This window comes from Streptomyces genisteinicus (genome assembly GCF_014489615.1).
Taxonomy (GTDB): domain Bacteria; phylum Actinomycetota; class Actinomycetes; order Streptomycetales; family Streptomycetaceae; genus Streptomyces; species Streptomyces genisteinicus.
The window spans coordinates 6,590,438-6,608,096 of sequence record NZ_CP060825.1 but is presented as its reverse complement, the minus strand read 5'-3'; the positions used below and the strand labels follow the sequence as shown (position 1 = coordinate 6,608,096).

At 73.9% G+C, this 17,659-nt stretch carries 16 protein-coding genes; 4 read left to right on the top strand and 12 right to left on the bottom strand.

The features are described 5' to 3' along the window. Positions 1-178: 178 nt before the first annotated feature. The 11 genes from IAG43_RS28425 to IAG43_RS28375 form a co-directional block, all read right to left on the bottom strand. Complete coding sequence (locus tag IAG43_RS28425) at positions 179-1,306, bottom strand: polyprenyl synthetase family protein (RefSeq protein WP_187743525.1); 1,128 nt, start codon at positions 1,304-1,306, stop codon at positions 179-181. Further along, complete coding sequence (hpnE, locus tag IAG43_RS28420; RefSeq protein WP_187743524.1) at positions 1,303-2,679, bottom strand: hydroxysqualene dehydroxylase HpnE; 1,377 nt, start codon at positions 2,677-2,679, stop codon at positions 1,303-1,305. Before hpnE ends, IAG43_RS28425 begins: the two co-directional genes overlap by 4 nt. Positions 2,680-2,833: 154 nt before the next feature. Continuing rightward, positions 2,834-3,784 (bottom strand): presqualene diphosphate synthase HpnD, encoded by a 951-nt coding sequence (gene hpnD / locus IAG43_RS28415; protein ID WP_187743523.1) that lies wholly within the window; start codon positions 3,782-3,784, stop codon positions 2,834-2,836. Further along, a complete protein-coding gene (gene hpnC, locus IAG43_RS28410) occupies positions 3,781-4,698 on the bottom strand; it encodes a squalene synthase HpnC (protein WP_187743522.1) in 918 nt (305 codons plus the stop codon). Before hpnC ends, hpnD begins: the two co-directional genes overlap by 4 nt. Positions 4,699-5,105: 407 nt before the next feature. Next, positions 5,106-5,900, bottom strand: a complete 795-nt coding sequence (locus IAG43_RS28405; protein ID WP_187743521.1) for an ABC transporter ATP-binding protein — start codon at positions 5,898-5,900, stop codon at positions 5,106-5,108. After that, positions 5,893-6,819 (bottom strand): ABC transporter permease, encoded by a 927-nt coding sequence (locus tag IAG43_RS28400; protein WP_187743520.1) that lies wholly within the window; start codon positions 6,817-6,819, stop codon positions 5,893-5,895. The genes IAG43_RS28405 and IAG43_RS28400 overlap by 8 nt, the downstream gene beginning before the upstream one ends. Positions 6,820-6,913: 94 nt before the next feature. Beyond that, positions 6,914-7,759: a glycosyltransferase family 2 protein gene (locus tag IAG43_RS28395; RefSeq protein WP_187744687.1), complete on the bottom strand. Its 846-nt coding sequence runs from the start codon at positions 7,757-7,759 to the stop codon at positions 6,914-6,916. A gap of 35 nt (positions 7,760-7,794) precedes the next feature. Beyond that, a complete protein-coding gene (locus tag IAG43_RS28390; RefSeq protein WP_187743519.1) occupies positions 7,795-8,574 on the bottom strand; it encodes a CDP-alcohol phosphatidyltransferase family protein in 780 nt (259 codons plus the stop codon). Beyond that, positions 8,552-9,613 (bottom strand): iron-containing alcohol dehydrogenase family protein, encoded by a 1,062-nt coding sequence (locus tag IAG43_RS28385; protein WP_187743518.1) that lies wholly within the window; start codon positions 9,611-9,613, stop codon positions 8,552-8,554. The genes IAG43_RS28390 and IAG43_RS28385 overlap by 23 nt, the downstream gene beginning before the upstream one ends. Continuing rightward, positions 9,601-10,338, bottom strand: a complete 738-nt coding sequence (locus IAG43_RS28380) for a phosphocholine cytidylyltransferase family protein (RefSeq protein ID WP_187743517.1) — start codon at positions 10,336-10,338, stop codon at positions 9,601-9,603. The genes IAG43_RS28385 and IAG43_RS28380 overlap by 13 nt, the downstream gene beginning before the upstream one ends. Continuing rightward, the gene (locus IAG43_RS28375; protein WP_187744686.1) at positions 10,335-12,155 is read right to left on the bottom strand and encodes a DUF5941 domain-containing protein; all 1,821 of its coding nucleotides are present in this window, start codon (positions 12,153-12,155) and stop codon (positions 10,335-10,337) included. The genes IAG43_RS28380 and IAG43_RS28375 overlap by 4 nt, the downstream gene beginning before the upstream one ends. A 393-nt stretch (positions 12,156-12,548) precedes the next feature. Between IAG43_RS28375 and IAG43_RS28370 the strand changes: the two genes are divergently transcribed. From IAG43_RS28370 to idi, 3 genes are all read left to right on the top strand, one after another. After that, positions 12,549-13,490 (top strand): cation diffusion facilitator family transporter, encoded by a 942-nt coding sequence (locus IAG43_RS28370; protein WP_187743516.1) that lies wholly within the window; start codon positions 12,549-12,551, stop codon positions 13,488-13,490. Positions 13,491-13,750: 260 nt separating this feature from the next. Next, positions 13,751-14,995: a bifunctional class I SAM-dependent methyltransferase/N-acetyltransferase gene (locus IAG43_RS28365; protein WP_246574599.1), complete on the top strand. Its 1,245-nt coding sequence runs from the start codon at positions 13,751-13,753 to the stop codon at positions 14,993-14,995. A gap of 152 nt (positions 14,996-15,147) precedes the next feature. After that, positions 15,148-15,741 (top strand): isopentenyl-diphosphate Delta-isomerase, encoded by a 594-nt coding sequence (idi, locus tag IAG43_RS28360; RefSeq protein WP_187743514.1) that lies wholly within the window; start codon positions 15,148-15,150, stop codon positions 15,739-15,741. Between the two features lie 242 nt (positions 15,742-15,983). On the opposite strand, the gene IAG43_RS28355 is transcribed toward idi, so the two are convergent. Then, positions 15,984-16,478 (bottom strand): ATP-binding protein, encoded by a 495-nt coding sequence (locus tag IAG43_RS28355; RefSeq protein ID WP_187743513.1) that lies wholly within the window; start codon positions 16,476-16,478, stop codon positions 15,984-15,986. Between the two features lie 283 nt (positions 16,479-16,761). Between IAG43_RS28355 and IAG43_RS28350 the strand changes: the two genes are divergently transcribed. Further along, positions 16,762-17,547: an enoyl-CoA hydratase/isomerase family protein gene (locus IAG43_RS28350; protein ID WP_187743512.1), complete on the top strand. Its 786-nt coding sequence runs from the start codon at positions 16,762-16,764 to the stop codon at positions 17,545-17,547. Positions 17,548-17,659 lie beyond the last annotated feature (112 nt).

Here is a 17,659-nt window from a genome sequence, read left to right as displayed (position 1 = left end):
TCTGCTGTGCTGGGGTATGACGTCGGCCGGTGACGCGGTGCGTCACCGGCCGGCGACGCGCTTCATATGGTGCGGCGGACCCTTCGCGCCGTGCCGGATCCGCACGCGACGGCGGTGCGTGTGACGTTTCTGCGCGGCGTCGTGGAGGCGCGCGCGAGGGTCCTGCGGGTGATGGCGATCATCTCTTTCGTACGACGACGAAGTCCGCGAGCGCGGTGAGCTGTGCGCGGACCGCTTCCGGCATGCCGACCCGGCCGAGCGCCTCGACGGCGACGGCGTGCTGGCGCCGCGCCTCCTGGGCGGTCCACTCCCGGCCGCCTGCCTCCTCGATGAGGGCCGCCCGGACGGCGAACTCCTCCTCGGAGAAGCTGTCGAAGTCGTTGCTCTTCGCGTCGGCGGCGAGGAGTTCGGCCAGCCGCTCGGAGGCCGGGCCGCCGGCGGCGAGCGCGGCGACGACCGGCAGGGACTTCTTGCGCTGGCGCAGGTCGCTCCAGGTCTGCTTGCCGGTGGTGACGGGGTCGCCCCAGATGCCGAGCAGGTCGTCGACGGCCTGGAAGGCGAGGCCGAGGTGGTAGCCGTACGACTCCAGGGTGTCGGCCGTCCGGTCGTCGGCGCCGCCGAGGACCGCGCCGATGGAGACGGCGCAGGCCAGCAGCGCGCCGGTCTTGTTGCCCTCCATCTCCAGGCACTCCTCGACGGTGACCCGCTCGCGGTGCTCGTAGGAGATGTCCTGGGCCTGGCCGTCGATCAGCTTGCGGGTGGCGGTGGTGAGGCGGCGGGTCGCCCGTCCCGCCTCCACGGTCCCGATCTCCAGCAGGAGTTCGTTGGCCAGCGCGAACAGGGCGTCGCCGACGAGGATGGCCTGGGCGGGGCCGTGGACCTTCCACACGGTGTCGCGGTGCCTGCGCTGCTCGTCGCCGTCCATCAGGTCGTCGTGGAGCAGCGAGAAGTTGTGGACGAGCTCCACGGCGACGGCGCCGGGGACGCCGACCTCGGGGGCCGCGCCGGCGGCCTCGGCGGAGAGCAGGGCGAGCGCGGGGCGCACGGCCTTGCCGCCGTCGCCGTCGGCGGGGTTGCCCTCGGCGTCGATCCAGCCGAAGTGGTAGGCGGCCACGGTGTCCATGGGCGCGGCGAGGCGGTCCACCGCGGCGCGCAGCACCGGGGTGGACAGGGCGCGTCCGCGTTCGAGCAGCGCGGCGATGTCCGTGCCGGGCGCGGTCGTTGCGGTCTGTGCGGTGTCTTCAGCCTGATGAGCCGAGGGCACTGTCGGCACGCTTACTCCTCTGGTTCCGGTACTGGTGCTCATGCCGCCTCCTCCTGTGGATGTCGATGGCGACGGCCGAGCGCGGAGAGCGCAGCGTCTGCGGCGCTGAAGCCGCTGCGCACGGCACCCTCCATGGTCGCGGGCCAGCCGGTGGCCGTCCACGCGCCGGCGAGGTACAGGCCGGGCGCGTGTGTCCGCGCACCGGGCCGGAGCCGTCCCACGCCCGGGGCGGGCGCGAACGTCGCGGTGCGTTCCCTGGTGACGAAGAAGTCGCGGACCCGTGCGCCGCGGGCCGCGGGCAGCAGGCGCTCGAGTTCGGGCAGGTAGCGCTCCCTCAGGGCGGCGACGGGGTCGTCGATCTCGTCCTGGACCGCGGACTGGGAGAGGGCGAGGTACTGGCCCTCGGTGACGCCCGCGGCACCGGTCCGGTCGAAGACCCACTGCACCGGGGTGCCGAGGGCGGCGAAGAAGGGGCGGCGCAGCACCTTGCGGTCGTACAGGACGTGGACGTTGAGGATGGGCGCCGTGGCGATGTCCAGCAGGCGGTCGGGGTCGTCGAGTGCGCCGGCGGGCAGCAGGGCGTGGGCCTCGCGCTGGGGGACGGCGAGGACGACGGCGTCGGCGTCGAGCGGGCCGGTGCCGGTGTCGATCCGCCAGCTCCCGTCATCGGCGCGGCCGATGTGCCGTACGCGGGCGGAGAGTTCGGTGTGCACGCCGGCCTCGTCGAGAGCCTTGCGGGCGAGGGTGTCGTGCACGTCGCCGAGGGGGACGCGGGCCCAGCCGATGTCGGCGGCGCCCGGCTCGGAGAGCAGGCCCGTCCGGAAGACCATGGCGGCCAGCGCCATGGACGCCTGCGGGGCGCGGGCGTTGAGGGTGGCGACGCCGACGAGGTCCCACAGGGCGGCGACGGCGCGGGGGGACTGGCCGTGGCGGCCGAGCCAGGTGGCGAAGTCGACGCCGTCGAGCGCGGGGTCGGCGGGGTCGAGCTTCTTCAGGGCGAGCGCGGCACGGGCCACCCGGGCGCGTTCGGCGAGGGAGAGGTGGGGGTAGCGGGCGAGGCCGCCCGCGAGGTGGAGCGGTACGGGCAGCGCGCCGCGGGTGATCCGGCCGAGGCGGGGGCCGCCGGGGGCGGCGACGTCGAGCACGGGGACGTCGAGCCGGTCCTGGAGGGGGGCGAGGTCCGTGGCGCCGAGGCGTTCGAGGAACCAGCGGTAGGCGGTGCAGCAGCGCAGGTAGACGTGTTGTCCGTTGTCGACGGTGAGGTCGCCGCGGCGGAAGGAGAAGGCGAGGCCGCCGAGGCGGGGCCGTCCTTCGAGCAGGGTGACGCGGGTGCCGGCGTCGGCGAGGCGGAGGGCGGCGGTGACGCCGGCGATGCCGCCGCCGATCACCACGGCACGGCCCGGTGCGGTCGTCATGCGGTCCCCCTGCCGTGCGGGAGCGGCACGGTGGTGTGCCGGGGGCGTGCGGCGCCCGTGGCGCGGCGGGGGCGATCGGCGCCCCGGCCGGGCAGGGCCCGCGGGGCGGGTGCGCGGCGGGTCGCGGTCGGGGCGGACGAGGCGCCCCGGGTGGTCACGGCCGGCCTCCGTGGCCCTGGCGGCCGATGACCCGGGCGTCGAGTCCGGACAGGCCGCGGACGGCGACGTACGCCTTCTCGTGGCCGGGCAGGGAGACCCGGCCGCGGAGCACGGCCCAGGGGTCGCGTTCGATGCGGTCCAGGAGGCGGCGGTAGATGCCGGCCATCGCGGCGACGCAGGCGCCGCTGCGGCGGTCCAGCATCGGCAGCAGGCGGTAGCCCTCGGTGAACAGGGCCCGGGCCCGGCGGACTTCGTAGTGGACGAGGCCCGCGAAGTCGGAGCCGGCCGGGGGGCGTCCCGTGCCGAAGCCCTCGGTGCAGCCGAACTTGGCGAGGTCGTCGGCGGGGAGGTAGACCCGTCCGCCGGCGGCGTCCTCGGCCACGTCGCGCAGGATGTTGGTGAGCTGGAGGGCGAGTCCGAGGGTGTCGGCGTACTCGGGGGCCCGCTCGGCCCCGGGTGCGCCCGGCTGGGTGCCGAACACCGCGAGGGAGAGGCGTCCGATGGCCCCTGCGACGCAGCGGCAGTAGACCTTGAGGTCGTCCCAGGTCTCGTAGGAGGCGCCGCGGACGTCCATCAGCACGCCGTCGATGAGTTCGTCGAGTCCGTCGAGCGGCAGGGGGTAGCGCTGGGCGGCGTCGGCGAGGGCGACGGCGACGGGGTCGGTGTCGTCGTCCTCGACGTCGCCCTTGCGGATCCGGTCGAGCAGCGCGCGGGTGTCCTCCAGCCGCACGTGCTTGGTCTCGGGGGCGAGGGTGCCGTCGCCGATGTCGTCGACCCGGCGGGAGAAGGCGTAGAGGGCGGACATGGCCTGGCGCTTGCCGGCCGGGAGCAGCCTGATGCCGTAGGCGAAGTTGCGGGCCTGGCCGCCGGTGACGGCCTCACAGTAGGCGTAGGCGGCCTGCACCGGCGCAGGCATCGGGTTCGGTCCCTCCATCGTCCGGCTCATCCCTCTCTCCGTGCTCGTCGCAGGACCGCGGCGCTCGCGCGCAGCACGTCGGTCCTTGCGGCCTTGGGCGGTCCGGGCAGCACATCATGTCCGGCGGCGGCGATCGCGGCGAGTGCGGCACGCCCACCGCCGACGAATCCGGCGAGCAGCAGCCTCAGCCGGCCGTGCACGCTGCCGACCAGGGCGGTGCCCTCGTCGAGCAGGCGGGCGGCGCGGTCGGCCTCGAAGGCGATCAGCGCGCGGACGGAGGCGTTCGCCGTGGGCGCGGCGAGGTCGGCCTCGGTGACCCGGAAGCGGTCCAGGTCCTCGGCGGGGAGGTAGACCCGGTCGCGGGCCAGGTCCTCGGCGACGTCCTGGAGGTGCTCGACGATCTGCAGGGCGGTGCACACGGCGTCGGACCGGCGGACGCGCTCGGGGCTCGCGGTGCCGGTGATCGCGAGGACGAGCCGGCCGACGGGGTCGGCGGAGAGCCGGCAGTAGTCGCGCAGCTCGTCCCAGGTGGCGTAGCGGCGGACGAGCTGGTCCTGCCGGTTCGCGGCGACGAGGCCGAGGAACGGCTCGGGGGTGAGCGCGCGGCCTTCCACGGTGGGGCGCAGGGCGCGCAGCAGGGGGTGGTGCGGAGTCTCGGCGGCGGGACCGAAGACGCGCAGCAGGTCGGTCTCGAAGGCGTCGAGCAGGGCGAGCCGGTCGTCGGCCTTCTCGGGGGCGACCCCGAGGAGCCGGGCGTCGTGGCCGCCGGGTGCGAGATCGCCGTCGCCGATGTCGTCGACGAGGCGGGCGAAGCCGTAGACCGCCATGAGGTCGTCGCGCCAGGCGCGGGGCAGGAAGAAGGGGGCGACGGGGAAGTTCTCGTCGGCGGCCTTGTCGAGCGTGGCGCGGGCGGGGGCCCCGCTCGTCCGGCGTGCGGCCGTCACAGGGTGCCGCCCGGTCCCGCGGGGACGGCGGGAGCCTCGCGGAGCTGGAGGGTTTCCGTCATGGCCGTCACATCTCCCGTTCTACACTGCCGACCCAATACAACCCATTTCGGACACGCCGCCGTCCGCTCCCGGCCCCTTGACCATCGGCAACGCGGCATATGCGGCGAATTATCCGCACTTGCCGCGAATGAGCACTGCTACAGCTTACGTTGTACAAGGCGGCGTGCCGTCGCTGGGGTCCCCGCCGCCCCCGGGCCCGCCGCCCCCGCCGGGACCGACTGCCGCACGCCGCACGGCACTTGCCGGCCGCGGCCCGCCCCGGACACGCCGGACCCCCGCCGCGCGGGCGCGGCGGGGGTCCCCGGGTCCCGGGTCGTCCCGTTCGGATCCTGGCGGGGGACGGACTACTTGCCCGTCTCCTTCTCGTACGCCTTGATGACCTCGTCGGTGGGCCCGTCCATCAGCAGTTCGCCCTTCTCCAGCCACAGGACGCGGTCGCAGGTGTCCCGGATCGACTTGTTGCTGTGGCTGACCAGGAACACCGTGCCCGCCTCCTTGCGGAGCTCGCGGATGCGCTGCTCGGAGCGGATCTGGAAGCGGCGGTCACCGGTGGCGAGCGCCTCGTCGATCATCAGCACGTCGTGGTTCTTGGCGGCGGCGATGGAGAAGCGGAGCCTGGCGGCCATGCCCGAGGAGTAGGTGCGCATCGGCAGGGTGATGAAGTCGCCCTTCTCGTTGATGCCGGAGAAGTCGACGATGCCCTGGTACCGCTCGCGGATCTCCTCGCGGGACATCCCCATGGCCAGTCCGCCGAGTATGACGTTGCGCTCGCCCGTCAGGTCGTTCATCAGGGCGGCGTTGACGCCGAGCAGCGAGGGCTGGCCGTCGGTGTAGACCTTGCCGCTCTCGGTGGGCAGCAGGCCGGCGATGGCCCGCAGCAGGGTGGACTTGCCCGAGCCGTTGGTGCCGATGAGGCCGATGGCCTCGCCGCGGTACGCGGTGAAGGTCACGCCGCGCACGGCGTGCACCTTGCGCACGCCGCGGGACTCGCCCTTGTCCCGGCGCAGTATCCGGCTCAGCGCGGCGGTGGCGCTGCCCTTGCCGCCGCTGCCGGCGTTCACCCGGTAGACGATGTGCACGTCGTCGGCGATGACCGTGGGCACCCGGGCGCCGCCGTTGATGTCGATCTTGTCAGCCACGGCCGTACCGCTCCTCCGCCTTCCAGAAGTACACGAAGCCCCCGATGCCGACGAGCAGGGCCCAGCCGAGACCCGCCGCCCAGACGTGGTCGGGGAGGTTCGAGGAACCGTACTCGTCGATCAGGGCGAACCGGATGAGGTCCATGTACACGGCCGCGGGGTTGTACATGAGGACGTCGGCGATCCAGGCCGGCCGGTCCGCGAGCATCGCCGGGATGGAGAACATCACACCGGACGCGTACAGCCAGGTACGCATGATGAACGGCATCAGCTGGGCCAGGTCGGGGGTCTTGGAACCGAGCCGCGCCATGATCAGCGCCAGGCCGGTGTTGAAGACGAACTGGAGCGCCAGCGCGGGCACGACCAGCAGCCACGACCAGGTCGGCATCGAGCCGAAGACCACCACGACCGCGATCAGCACGATCATGGAGAACAGCAGCTGCTGGAGCTGCTGGAGGGAGAACGACACCGGGAGGGACGCGCGCGGGAAGTGCAGCGCGCGGACCAGTCCGAGGTTCCCGGCGATCGCCCGGACACCGGCCATCACGGAGCTCTGCGTGAAGGTGAAGACGAACACGCCGGTCACCAGGAACGGGACGTACACGTCGGTCGACATGCCCCGGTTGGCCTGCAGGATGAGCCCGAAGATCAGGAAGTAGACGAGCGCGTTGAGCAGCGGCGTCGCGACCTGCCAGAGCTGGCCGAGCTTCGCCTGGCTGTACTGGGCCGTCAGCTTGGCCTGGGAGAAGGCCAGGATGAAGTGCCGCCGACCCCACAGCTGGCTGACGTACTCGAGCAGGCCGGGGCGGGCACCGCTGACCGCCAGGCCGTACTTCTCGGCGAGCTGCGCCGGGGTGAGGCCGTCGTCGGGTGACGGCGCCGGGCTCGTCGCGACGGCACCGTGGGTTGTGTCACTCACAAGTTGAGACTTTCGTGTTCACATGCGCGGCGTTCGGGGGAATTCTGTGTCCCGCAGGTGTTCTACGGCCCAGATGTTGTCAGAACCGAGCTTGTCAGACGACAGGGGGTCGGCCCAGCCGGGTGAGCCGCCACACCGTACGCCACTTCATGGGCCGCCGGGGCCCGCAGGGGGTGCGCCAGCCCTCCGCGAACCCGCCGAACCAGGCCTTCAGCGCGGCCGCCGTCGGCCGCCGCAGCAGCGTCAGCAGGATCCACACGCCGAGGTAGAGCGGGATCAGCGGCAGGGGCAGGTTGCGGCGGGCCAGCCAGACCCGGTTGCGGGCGACCATGCGGTGGTAGACGGCGTGCCGCGAGGGCGGCGTCGTCGGGTGCAGCAGCACCATGTCCGCCCGGTAGGCGATGCCCCAGCCGGCGTCCAGCGCCCGCCAGGCGAGGTCGGTCTCCTCGTGCGCGTAGAAGAACTCCCCGGGCAGGGGTCCCACCTCGCCGAGGACGGCGGTCCGCACGGCGTTCGCTCCCCCGAGGAACGTCGTGACCCGCGAGGAGCGCAGCGGGTCGCCGGCCCGCAGCCGGGGCACGTGGCGGCGCTGGGTGAGACCGGTCTCCGGGTCCGCGATGCGGAAGCCGACGATGCCGAGCCGCGGGTCGGCCGCGAAGGCCTCCCGGACCAGCCGCCCGGTGTCCCGCCTCTCCAGCAGCCCGTCGTCGTCCAGGAAGAGCAGGACGTCGACGTCGCGGCCGCCGGGTCCGAACGCCTCGATGCCGACGTTGCGCCCGGCGGGGATGCCCAGGTTCTCGGGCAGCTCCACGCCGCGCACGCCCACGGGCAGGTCCGGGACGGGGGCGCCGTTGCCGACGACGACCACCTCGATCCGGTCGCCCTCCTGCGCGGCGACCGAATCGAGCAGGGCGCGCAGCTCGGCGGGGCGGTTGCCCATCGTGATGACCACCGCGCCCAGGGTGAGCGGTCGTGTCACTTCAGCCTGCTCGACGCCAGGATCGAGACGAGGTGGAGCACGGTCTGCAGCATCGCGATGCCGGCGAGCACGGCGACGCCGAGCCGGGAGAAGAACAGGTCGTCCCGGACCGTGTCCACGACCGCCAGGACCAGGATCAGCAGCGACGCCTCGATGCCGAGGACGAGCCGGTGGAACTTGAGCGCCCCGGCGGCCCGGCGGGCGAGCGCCATTCCCGAGGAACGCGGCTCGGAGGCCGACTCCTTGACGGGCGGCAGACCGCCCTGGTGGCGGGCGACGCCGACGAGGTCGGTCTCGGCCTTGATCAGGATGGCGCCGAGGGCGGCCAGCGTGCCGAGGAAGGCCCACAGCCAGTCGATCCGGCCCGGACCCCACAGATCGGCGGCGCGCAGCCCGAAGCCGACCAGGACCGCGGCGTCGCACAGGTAGGCGCCGACCCGGTCGAGGTAGACGCCGCCGAGGGAGAACTGCTTCTTCCAGCGGGCGACCTCGCCGTCGACGCAGTCCAGCAGCAGGTACAGCTGCACGGCCACGACGCCGAGGACGGCGCCCCAGATGCCGGGGACCAGCAGCGCGGGGGCCGCGAGGACTCCGCACAGCGTCATCACGTAGGTCAGCTGGTTGGGCGTGATCCGGGTGGTGACCAGGTGCCGGGTTATCCGCAGCGAGATCTCCCGCATGTAGAGGCGGCCGCCCCAGTGTTCTCCGCTGCGCCGGTCCTTCACGCCCGCCGGGTGAACGACGGGGCGGAGTTCAGCTACTGATGGTTTGGGCATAGTCGGCGTACGCGTCCCTGATCTGGTCGTGGCTGAGGTCGAGGTGCTCCAGGACGGTGAACCGGCCCGGACGGGTCTGCGGCGCGTACTCCACGGCGCGGACGAACTCGTCCGTGGAGAAGCCGATCTCCTGCGGCAGGACGGGCAGTCCGTGCCGCCGCAGCACGTCGGCGATGAGCCGTGCGTCGTCGTGCGCGCCGCGCAGGTGCATGGCGAACGCGGCGCCGAGGCCGACCTGCTCGCCGTGGCTGGCGGCCCGCTGGGGGTACAGCAGGTCGAAGGCGTGGCTGATCTCGTGGCAGGCGCCGGACGAGGGGCGGGAGTCGCCGCTGATCGACATGGCGATGCCGGACAGGACGAGGGCCTCCGCGAGCACCGTGAGGAACTCGTCGTCGCCGACGCCGCCGGGGTGCCGCAGCACCGCCTCGCCCGCGGTGCGGGCCATGGCGGCCGCGAGGCCGTCGACGGGCTCCGCGTTGATCCGGTGGGCGAGCTCCCAGTCGGCGATCGCCGAGATGTTGGAGATCGCGTCGCCGATGCCGGAGCGGACGAAGCGGACCGGGGCGTCGCGGACCACGTCGAGGTCGATCACCATGGCGATGGGCGAGGGGACGCCGTAGGAGCCGCGGCCGTTGTCGTTGTCGAGGATCGAGATCGGCGAGCACAGGCCGTCGTGGGCGAGGTTGGTCGCGACGGCGACCAGCGGCAGCCCCACCCGGGCCGCCGCGTACTTGGCCACGTCGATGATCTTGCCGCCGCCGAGGCCGACCACGGCGTCGTAGCGGCGGCCCTTGATGTCGTCGGCGAGCTTCACCGCGGAATCGATGGTGCCGTCGCCGACCTCGTACCAGTCGGCACCGGGAAGCGCCGGGGCGAGCCGGTCGCGCAGCGCGCGGCCGGAACCGCCGCTGACGGCGAAGGCCAGCTTGCCGGAGGCGGAGATGCGCTGGTCGGCGAGGAGTCCCGCCAGGTCGTCGAGGGCACCCGTGCGGATGTCGACGACGACCGGCGACGGGATGAGCCGGGTCAGTACAGGCACGCGATCCCACGGCCCTTCGCGAGGTCGTCGTGGTTGTCGATCTCGACCCACTGCACCTCGCCGATGGGCGCCGTGTCGATGGTGAAGCCGCGGTTGACCAGCTCCTGGTAGCCGTCCTCGTAGTAGAGGTCGGGGTCGCGCTCGAAGGTGGCCCGCAGGGCGTCCGCGAGGTCGGCGGCGGCCTCGGGCTCGATCAGCGTGACGCCGATGTACTCGCCGGTCGCGGCGGCGGGGTCCATCAGCTTGGTGATGCGGGTGACGCCCTTGCCCTCGGCGGTGACGACCTTCATCTCCTCGTCGGCCAGCTGCTTGACCGTGTCGAGGGCGAGGATGATCCGCCTGCCGTCGCCGCGCGCCGCCAGCAGCGTCCGCTCGACGGAGACGGGGTGCACGGTGTCGCCGTTGGCGAGGATCACGCCCTCGGCGAGCACATCACGGGCGCACCACAGGGAGTAGGCGTTGTTCCACTCCTCGGCCTTGTCGTTGTCGACGAGGGTGAGCTTCAGGCCGTACTTCGCCTCCAGCGCCGCCTTGCGCTCGTAGACGGCCTCCTTGCGGTAGCCGACGACGATCGCGGCCTCGGTGAGGCCGATCTCGGCGAAGTTGCCGAGCGTGAGGTCGAGGACCGTCGTCTCGCCGTCCACGGGCACGAGGGCCTTCGGGAGCGTGTCGGTGTAGGGGCGAAGACGCCGTCCGGCACCGGCTGCCAGTACGAGGCCGATCATGCGGTTTCTCCTTCGTCGTGTACGGCGGGTGCACCGCCGCGGGCGGCTGCCGTCCAGTAGCGGATGCTCTCGGTCAGCACCACGAGGGCGACGGCCACGGCGAGGGCCGTGAGGGCGACGGCGAAGTCCTCGCCGTCCAGCAGGAAGGCCAGCAGTGCCACTGCCAGGGCCCGCCCCTCGTGCCCGCCGATCACCCGCACCAGCCAGTGCGGGGGCGCGCCCGCGCCTCCGCGGATGCGGTACACGGTGTCGTAGTGATGGTAGGCGACGGCCGCCACCAGGCCGAAAGCCGCGGGCAGGGCCCCGTTCACCTGCGCCTCGGCGGCCAGGATCAGGACCGTGCCGTATTCGGCGGCGCGGAACACGGGCGGCACCAGCCAGTCCAGCGGGCCGCCCAGCGGCCTGGCGACGGCGATGCCGGAGGTGAGGCAGTACACGGCGGCCGCGGCGAGGGTCCAGCCGGAGCCGTAGCCGGCCAGGGCCGCGCAGAGGACCAGGGCGGCGGCGCCGGCGACGGCCGCGGCGAGCGGGACGACGCCCGGCAGGCGGCGGGCGGCGGCGGACGCGGCACGTGCCACGGCGCCCGCCAGGGGTCCGGTGTCGGTGAGGTCGGCGAGCGCCGCGGTGGCGCGCTCGGTCCTGCGGGCCCGGCGGGTCAGGGAGCGCAGCACCCGGCCCGCGGTCGTGTAGCAGGCGGCGAAGGCGCAGCCGGCGAGCAGCGCGTAGAAGACGACGCGGGGCGTGGTCACCGCGGTGAGCACGGCGATCATGGCCCAGCGCTCGCCGATGGGGAGCACGATCATGCGGCGGGCCCACACCGTCCAGCCCACGCTGTCGAGCCGGTCGGAGAGGGCTGCGGTGGGGCTGGTGTTGGCCGTGGCGTCGTGGTTGGCCTCGTTGAACGAGAAGTCGACGACGTGCCGGCACGTCTGGAGGACCATCGCGCCGAGCGCGAGCGCCCAGACGTCGTCGCCGCCGCGGGCGGCGCCGAGGGCGAGGCCCGCGTAGTAGGCGTACTCCTTGGCCCGGTCGAAGGTGGCGTCCAGCCAGGCGCCCATCGTCGAGTACTGGAGGGAGTAACGGGCGAGCTGACCGTCGGTGCAGTCCAGGACGAAGGAGAACAGGAGCAGCACACCGGCGGCGACGTAGCCGGTGCGCGTGCCGGTGGCGGCGCAGCCGGCCGCGATCAGCGCGGTGATCAGCGAGGCGGTGGTGACCTGGTTCGGGGTCAGGCCCCGGCGGGCGCACCAGCGGGCCAGGTAGCGCGAGTAGGGGCTGATGCAGAAGGTGGTGAAGAAACCGTCCCGGGCCTTCACCGCGGAGCGCAGCCGGACCGCCTCGTCGTCGACGGCCTCGACCCGGGCGCGGGCCGCGTGCCGCTCCTGTGCCTCGGCGGGCACCTCGGCGACCAGCGAGCCGAGCTCGGGGCGGTGCACGGCGGTGCCGCCGGCCTCGAGCGCGGCGGCGGCCTCGTCGGCGAGGGCTCCGCCGGCGGACGGGGCACCGGCCGGCACCTGGGCCGTGACGCCGCGGACCGCGCCGGTGAGCGCGGCGCGGGCCGCGGGCTGGGCGGTCAGGGCGCCGGGCACGGCGGCGGCGGGGAAGCGGGGGTCGGTGAGCGCCAGGCGCAGGGCGTGGACGTGGCCGACGAAGCGGGGGTCGACGAGGGCGACCCGGGCCGCGGCGGGAGCCTCGGCGAGCAGCCGGGCCGCTTCGGCGGGGCCGTCGGCGGTCCGTACCTCGAAACCGAGCGACCGCAGATCGCCTTCGAGCGACGATCCGGGGACCGGCGGGCCGGTGAGGATGGCGGTCGACAGACGAACCCACTCCTTGAGACTGACGGTGCCGGCGGACGCGGCGGCCGGTCCCGGACCCCGGGGCGGCGGCGCGTCGGCAGAGGCTATCGGATGGAGAAGCGCGGGAATTCATCGGCCGTTCATGCCGCCGAGACCCGGAGGCTCATCATTGTCGATGATCACCCCGGGCTCCAAACCTGGGGTCCGCGGCACCTGCGCCGAGGCCCGGCGCGCGCGGCCGGCCGGGGCCGCCCGAGCGTCCGCACCCTCTCCGACCTGCGAGCGTTTCCGCAGGTCAGAGCACATGACAACGGTGTTCAATGCCGTGTTGACCATACCCCCCACCCGTAGTTGACTGGGGCGTCGACAGGCACGGGAGAGCTCCCGTGCGCGACCGACCGCGGGAGGCGTTCCATGGGGGCAGGGCACGATCACGGGCACATGCACGGCGGTCCGCCTCCGACCGGCACCGCGGCCGCCGCCCACCGGGGCCGCCTGCGGATCGCGCTCGCCATCACCCTCGGTGTGATGGTGGTCGAGATCGTCGGCGGTGTGGTCTCCGGCTCGCTGGCCCTGATCGCCGACGCGGCCCACATGGCGACCGACGCCGTGGGTCTGGGCATGGCCCTGCTCGCGATCCACATGGCGGGGCGGCCCGCCGGGCTCAACCGGACCTTCGGGTACGCGCGGGCCGAGATCCTGGCGGCGCTCGCCAACTGCCTGCTGCTGCTCGGCGTGGGCGGCTTCCTGCTCTTCGAGGCGGTGGAGCGGTTCATCACACCGCCCGAGACCCGCAGCGGCCTGACCGTCGCCTTCGCGCTCGTCGGCCTGGTCGCCAACATGGTCTCCCTCTCCCTGCTGGTGCGCGGGCAGAAGGAGAGCCTCAACGTCCGGGGCGCCTATCTGGAGGTGCTGGCGGACGCGCTGGGCTCGGTGACGGTGCTCGTGTCGGCGGCCGTCATCATGGCCACGGGCTGGCAGTACGCGGACCCGATCGCCTCCCTGCTCATCGGCCTGATGATCGTGCCGCGCACCGTGCGGCTGCTGCGGGAGACCCTGGACGTGCTGCTGGAGGCCGCGCCCAAGGGCGTCGACATGGCCGAGGTGCGCGAGCACATACTGGCCCTGCCCGGCGTCGAGGACGTGCACGACCTGCACGCCTGGACCATCACCTCGGGCATGCCCGTGCTCTCCGCCCATGTGGTGGTGAGCCAGGACGTCCTGGACGGGGTCGGGCACGAGAAGCTGCTGCACGAACTCCAGGGATGCATCGGCGGGCACTTCGACGTGGAGCACTGCACGTTCCAGCTGGAGCCGGCCGGACACGCGGAGCACGAGGCGAAGCTCTGCCACTGAACCGAGGCGTGGTGCGGCGGGGCGCCTGCGCCGTGCGCGGCCGCGAAGCCGCCGGGGAGGGCCGGGCCCCGCGGAGGGGCGCCGGCTCCCCGGCGGCCCCGGGAGCAGCCGGGAGGGCAGACTGTCACGGTGGCCGCCGCCCTGTGCGGCGGTCCGCCCGCTCGCCCGCTCCCCGGGCCCGCCGCCGGCATCCGCCCATGGGCGCCCGCTCCACGCGGTCGTCCCGTCGGCGGGCCCGCCCCCGACGCGAAGGTTCCCCGTTGTCCGACAGCACACCGCACGACGCCTTCTTCGCCCTGCACCGCGGTCTGCCGCGGCAGGGCCCCGGCTCGGACGCCACCACCCGCCGGCTGCTGGCCGCCGCCGGACCCCTGCCCGCGCGCCCCCGGGTGCTCGACCTGGGCTGCGGCCCCGGCCGCTCCGCCCTGCTGCTCGCGGCCGAGGAGGGAGCGCGGGTCACGGCGGTCGATCTGCACCAGCCGTTCCTGGACGAACTGCGCCGGGCCGCCGACGCCCGCGGGCTCGGCGACGCGGTGCGCACCGTCCGCGCGGACATGGCGGAGCTCCCCTTCCCGGACGGGTCGTTCGACCTCGTCTGGGCGGAGGGCTCCGCGTACCTCATCGGTCTCGACACCGCGCTCGCCTCGTGGCGGCGGCTGCTCGCGCCGGGCGGCTCGCTGGTGGTGACGGAGTGCGAGTGGACCACCGGTGCCCCGTCGGACGCCGCCCGGGAGTTCTGGGAGCCGGCGGCGCTGCGCACCACGGCGCGCAACTGCGCCGCCGTCTCCGCCGCCGGCTGGACCGTGCGGCTGGTGCACCGGCTGCCGGAGGGCGACTGGGAGGAGTACTACGGTCCGCTCGCCGCACGCGCCGACGCGGCGGACACCGCACTGCCCGGCATGGCGGAGGCGGTCGCGGCCGCACGGGCCGAGATCGCCGTGCGGCAGGCGCACGGCGCCGAGTACGGGTACACCGGCTACGTCTGCGCCCCGGCCGACCCCCGCTGGCGCACCCGCCCCGAGACGGAGGCGGACACCGACGCCGTCCGCGAGGTGGTCACCGCGGCCTTCCCCACCCCGGACGAGGCCCTGCTGGTGGACGCGCTGCGACGGGACCCCGCGGCCTGGCTGCCCGGACTGTCGTACGTGGCCGAGGCCGCGGACGGCACCGTGGCCGCGCACGCGCTGCTGACCAGGTGCCAAGTCGGGGACGCCCCCGCACTCGCCCTGGCGCCGGTCGCGACGGCGCCCCGCTTCCAGCGGACGGGTGCGGGACGGGCCGTCGTCCGGGCGGTGCTGGACGCGGCGCGGGCGCGCGGCGAAGCGCTCGTGGTGGTGCTCGGCCACCCCGAGTACTACCCGGAGTTCAGCTTCGAACGCGCCTCCGCATACGGAATCAAGCCGACCTTCGACGTGCCGGACGACGCGATGATGGCGCTCGTGCTGGACGGCTCGGGCGCCCCCGGGGCAGGAACGATCCGGTATCCGGCGGCTTTCGGCGTCTGAGGCCGCTCCGGACGCTCCCGGGCGGCCCGCCCGCCGTGTCGCGCGGGCCTGGCCGGGCGGACATGCCCGGCAGCCGAAGTGCGGAGAAGGCCCGTCTTTGCGGCAGACTGGGCCGGGCTCCCCCGGGCCGAGGACCGAAGCGAAGGATGGTTATGCCGATCACATCAGCCGCCGAGGCGAACAGTTCGCCGAACGGCACCGCACCAGCGATTCTGCTCGAACTCGTCGACGAGCAGGGCAACACGATCGGCACCGCGGAGAAGCTCGCCGCCCACCAGGCGCCGGGACAACTGCACCGGGCGTTCTCCGTGTTCCTCTTCGACGAGCAGGGACGGCTGCTGCTCCAGCGCCGCGCGCTGGGCAAGTACCACTCCCCCGGCGTCTGGTCGAACACCTGCTGCGGCCACCCGTACCCGGGTGAGGCGCCGTTCACGGCCGCGGCCCGCCGCACCTTCGAGGAGCTGGGCATCTCTCCCTCGCTGCTCGCCGAGGCGGGGACGGTGCGCTACAACCACCCGGACCCGGCGTCGGGTCTGGTGGAGCAGGAGTTCAACCACCTGTTCGTGGGGATGGCGCAGGCGGCCCTGCGGCCCGATCCGGAGGAGGTCGGCGAGACGGTGTTCGTGACACCGGACGAGCTGACGGACCTGCACGGCCGGGCGCCGTTCTCGGCGTGGTTCATGACGGTGCTGGACGCCGCCCGTCCGGCGGTCAGGGAACTGACCGGCGCCTCCGGCGGCTGGTGAGCCCTGCTGCGGTGACCGCGGCCTCGCGCCTTGCGCGGGGCCGCAGGCGTGTGCGGGGGCTTGGGCGTGTGCGGGGGCGGGGGCGTGTGCGGGGGGGGCGGTGCCGGCGTGCGGGCGCGCGCCGGGGCGCACGGGCGGGCGGCGTGTGAGGCGCCGCGATCGGCCGACGCGGGCACGGCGGTGCGGGCATGGCGGTGCGGGCACGGGCCCCGAGGGGCGTGGCGGGGTGCGGCGAGCGCCGCTCAGATGGGAGTCGGGTCCGTGTACAGGACCGCCTCGGGCCGCAGAGCGGGGGCGAGGGGCAGCTCGGCCCAGATGACCTTGCCGCCGCTCGCGGTCTGTTCGACGTCGCACACCCCGCCCGCCTCGCGCGTGACCTCCCGCACGAGCAGCAGGCCGCGGCCGCCGGTCTGTGCCGAGTCGGTCTCCAGCGCCTTGGGGCGGTAGGGGTGGTTGTCCTCGACCGACACCCGGACCCAGCGCTCCCCGATCGCCACCTCGACCGCGACCTCGGGCGACAGCAGTGCGGCGTGCCGTACGGCGTTGGTGACGAGTTCCGAGACGATCAGCATCAGTCCCTGGACGGTGTCGTCGGAGACCGGTACGCCCTGGCGGTCGAGGAGGTCGCGTACCGCACGCCTGGCCTGCGGTACGGACACGTCGACCGCCGGGGCGGTGAATCTCCAGACTCCCTCGTACGACAGCGGCCCGGCCGGCACGCTCCCGCGGCTCTCCATAGTCTCACCCTCGGTTCATTCCGACTGACCCTGGGTCATCAGTGTTGGGAGTCCGCCGGTTCGGCCTGTGGAGCTGATCGGAACCGACCATCTTTGCGCGACATTCGATGCATTACGCACGAGTGCGTTGGTTCCGTGACTGTTCGACACCTGTTTATGCTCACTTCGCCAGGCCGATCGTTTCAGCACTTTTTCCGGCATCCGGGACGTGCCGCAGGGGCCCGCCGACCTCCCGAGCACCCGCCGCGACCGGCGCCGGGGCACCCCGGATAGCATCCGCCGCATGGAGCCGCCCGAGTCCCCGCAGCCGCACCTCGCGCACACCGTCGCGGACGGGGTCGCCACCGTCGTCATCAGCAACCCGGCCAAGCGCAACGCGATGACCGCCGGGATGTGGCGCGCCCTCCCGGAGATCCTCCCGGCCCTCGCCGCCGACCCCGCGGTGCACTGCCTGGTCCTGACCGGTGACGGCGGCACGTTCTGCGCGGGGGCGGACATCGGCTCGCTGCGCGGACCCGAGGAGGACCCCGCGGCCCTCGCGCTCGACGCCGAGGCGGAGCTCGCCGCGTTCCCGAAGCCGACGCTCGCGGTGGTACGGGGCTTCTGCGTCGGCGGCGGCGCACAGCTGGCCGCCGCCTGCGATCTGCGCTTCGCCGCGGACGACGCGCGCTTTGGCGTGACCCCGTCGAAGCTCGGCATCGTCTACCCGGCCGTGTCCACCCGAAGGCTCGCCTCGCTGGTGGGGCCGTCGACCGCCAAGTACCTGCTCTTCTCGGGCGAGTTGATCGACGCGGAACGGGCACTGCGCACCGGCCTGGTGGACGAGGTGCTGCCGCCGGACGAACTGGGCCGCAGAGCGGCGGAGTTCACGCGGATCCTCGCTTCGCGCTCGCAGCTGACGCAGTGCGCCGCCAAGGAGTTCCTCGCCGGACGCGACGACCGGGAGGCGTACTGGCGGGCGGAGGCGTACGCCGGCGGCGAGACCGCCGAGGGCGTCGCGGCGTTCCTGGAACGCCGCGAGCCCCGCTTCCGCTGGACCCCGGGGCCGGGGAGCGGCGGACCGGCCTGACGGCACGGCCGGCACGGGTGCCGCACCCGGTGCGGGCCCGTGTGACGGCCCTTGGGCGGCTGCGCGGGGCCGGCGGGAGAGCGCGGGCCGCTCGGCGCGGCCGTCCGGGCCG

Coding starts and splice junctions, on each gene's coding strand:
- IAG43_RS28425 (WP_187743525.1), bottom strand. CDS start 1,306: ATGAGCACCAGTACCGGAACCAGAGGAGTAAGCGTGCCGACAGTGCCC.
- hpnE (WP_187743524.1), bottom strand. CDS start 2,679: ATGACGACCGCACCGGGCCGTGCCGTGGTGATCGGCGGCGGCATCGCC.
- hpnD (WP_187743523.1), bottom strand. CDS start 3,784: ATGAGCCGGACGATGGAGGGACCGAACCCGATGCCTGCGCCGGTGCAG.
- IAG43_RS28395 (WP_187744687.1), bottom strand. CDS start 7,759: ATGGGCAACCGCCCCGCCGAGCTGCGCGCCCTGCTCGATTCGGTCGCC.
- IAG43_RS28390 (WP_187743519.1), bottom strand. CDS start 8,574: ATGCCCAAACCATCAGTAGCTGAACTCCGCCCCGTCGTTCACCCGGCG.
- IAG43_RS28380 (WP_187743517.1), bottom strand. CDS start 10,338: ATGATCGGCCTCGTACTGGCAGCCGGTGCCGGACGGCGTCTTCGCCCC.
- IAG43_RS28370 (WP_187743516.1), top strand. CDS start 12,549: ATGGGGGCAGGGCACGATCACGGGCACATGCACGGCGGTCCGCCTCCG.
- idi (WP_187743514.1), top strand. CDS start 15,148: ATGCCGATCACATCAGCCGCCGAGGCGAACAGTTCGCCGAACGGCACC.
- IAG43_RS28355 (WP_187743513.1), bottom strand. CDS start 16,478: ATGGAGAGCCGCGGGAGCGTGCCGGCCGGGCCGCTGTCGTACGAGGGA.
- IAG43_RS28350 (WP_187743512.1), top strand. CDS start 16,762: ATGGAGCCGCCCGAGTCCCCGCAGCCGCACCTCGCGCACACCGTCGCG.